The 2007-nt window shown below is 61.3% G+C and carries 1 protein-coding gene and 1 pseudogene; one reads left to right on the top strand and one right to left on the bottom strand.

Going from position 1 to position 2007, the window contains the following annotated elements:
• Positions 1-103: 103 nt before the first annotated feature.
• Positions 104-415, bottom strand: a pseudogene (locus NKH93_RS34165) (IS110 family transposase); the annotation flags it as partial.
• A gap of 202 nt (positions 416-617) precedes the next feature.
• Between NKH93_RS34165 and NKH93_RS34160 the strand changes: the two are divergent.
• Positions 618-1640, top strand: coding sequence for an IS110 family RNA-guided transposase (locus NKH93_RS34160; RefSeq protein WP_352976398.1), 1023 nt, complete (start codon positions 618-620; stop codon positions 1638-1640).
• The last annotated feature ends 367 nt before the right edge of the window (positions 1641-2007 follow it).

Here is a 2007-nt window from a genome sequence, read left to right as displayed (position 1 = left end):
GCAGGAATCGCCGAAATCTCAACCGTCATCCATGCCTCCTCTCATAACCGAGGGGGTCAGTTCTTCATTTCGTCAGGGGGTCAGTTTCTCAATTCGCCCGACAAGCAAGACGCGCCAAACCATCGGCGTCATTCGCATCCGTCTTGTTCGCCGCCATATCGAGAGCGGCTTTGGCATGGCGCGCATCGATGCAGATGGCTGGCAATCCCTCGGCGCGCAGCGCATGATAGAAGCAAACTGACAGCGGGCCGGTTTCGAACACGACGCGCTTTGCGGCCGGCGCCCGCTTGCGGACAAGCTCGGCAATGATCCTGGGATCAGATGCGCACTTCCCGCGCCAGATCCGTTCGCCTTCACGGCGGATCGACACTGCCGTCTCTTTCATCGACACGTCGAGACCGATATGTTCTTCCATGGCTGTTCTCCGTTGATGCTGGGCCCGGCGTCCAGTCGTGAGCCCGTATTTCATCTTATCGGGGAACAGCCACCCTCCAAGGCTATGATCGGTTCCAGGGCGCGTCGCTCCCGCGATTACCCCATGTGGACGCCCCCTCGACGGCATCGATGTGCCAGAATGGTGGTGTTTGACAGCCACCGTAAGAGAGGGAGCGTCCACAATGGAAGTTAACACGATCGGATTGGACATAGCGAAGAATGTGTTTCAGGCGCATGGAGCCGATGCGGCGGGCGCCATTGTTTTCCGCAAGCAACTGCGACGCGACAAGGTGCTTGCGTTTCTCGCTGGGCAGCCGGCCTGCTTGGTCGCCATGGAGGCCTGTTCTGGGGCGCATCACTGGGCGCGCGAGATCGGCAAGCTCGGGCACACCGTTCGTCTGATCCCGCCATCCTATGTGAAGCCTTTCGTGAAGCGGCAGAAGAACGACGCCGCCGATGCCGAGGCGATCTGCGAGGCCGCGCAGCGGCCGACCATGCGCTTTGTCGCCGTGAAGAGTGAGGAGGAGCAGGCGAGTGCGGCCGTATTCCGGGCTCGTGATCTGCTGGTGCGGCAGCGCACCCAGACGATCAACGCCTTGCGCGGCCATCTTGCAGAATATGGACTGGTCGTTGCCCAGGGCCCTTCACATACTGCCAAGCTGATGGAAAAGGTAGAGGATCCTGAGGGCGATCTGCCAAAAGCAGCCCGCCTGGCCCTCACCATGCTGGTCGATACGCTGAGATCGCTGGAGGAAAGGATCAAGCAGCTCGATGCCGAGATTGCACGGCGTGCCCGAGAGGATGAAGACGTGCGGCGGTTGGCAACAATCCCCGGCGTTGGTCCGATAACGGCAACGGCTCTGGTTGCACTGGCGCCTTGCGCCGCGATCTTCCGAAAGGGGCGCGACTTCGCCGCTTGGCTGGGCCTGACGCCGCTGCAACGCTCAACCGGCGGTAAACAGAAGCTCGGTGCAACATCGAAGATGGGCGAGCGTACATTGCGGCGCCTGCTTATCATCGGAGCGAGCGCTGTCGTGCGTCATGCTCGTCGGCGAGGCATTCGTGAAGGATCGTGGCTTGGGCGCATGCTCGCCCGCAAGCCGCCAATGCTTGTGGTCGTCGCTCTTGCCAACAAGATGGCCCGCATCGTCTGGGCGCTCATGGCAAGAGGTGGGACCTACAGGGCTCCGGCCGTGGCAGCATAGCAGCTCGGTCTGAGGTCGTCGCAGGTGTAGGAAGTCACACGGAGAGGTATGGCGCGACAGTCGATGAGAGACGGATCGGAAAACCAGTTCAGCACAGAGCGCCTCGAGCGCGCGGTAGTGATATGGATCCGATCGGCGAACTCCCATACGGGCCGGCGGCAAATGGAAGGCCGCATCAGAGGCCGGACAGATGTCAGCACCCGACTACGCGCCGCTATACTGCCTTTCGAAGATTCTTCTTGCGCTCACGGGGGCGTCCACAGATGTGCTGAAGGTTCTGCAAAAAGTTTTGGAGAGAGAACGGCGCTTGCTCTGAGGGGCGAGCGGCCATGGCACGGTGGTGACGTTGCGATCACCGATTCCCGTG

It is taken from the genome of Mesorhizobium sp. M0954 (assembly GCF_040319155.1).
In the GTDB taxonomy this organism is placed as follows: domain Bacteria; phylum Pseudomonadota; class Alphaproteobacteria; order Rhizobiales; family Rhizobiaceae; genus Mesorhizobium.
The sequence above is the reverse complement of the archived record's forward strand: the minus strand, read 5'-3'. Positions and strand labels throughout refer to the sequence as shown.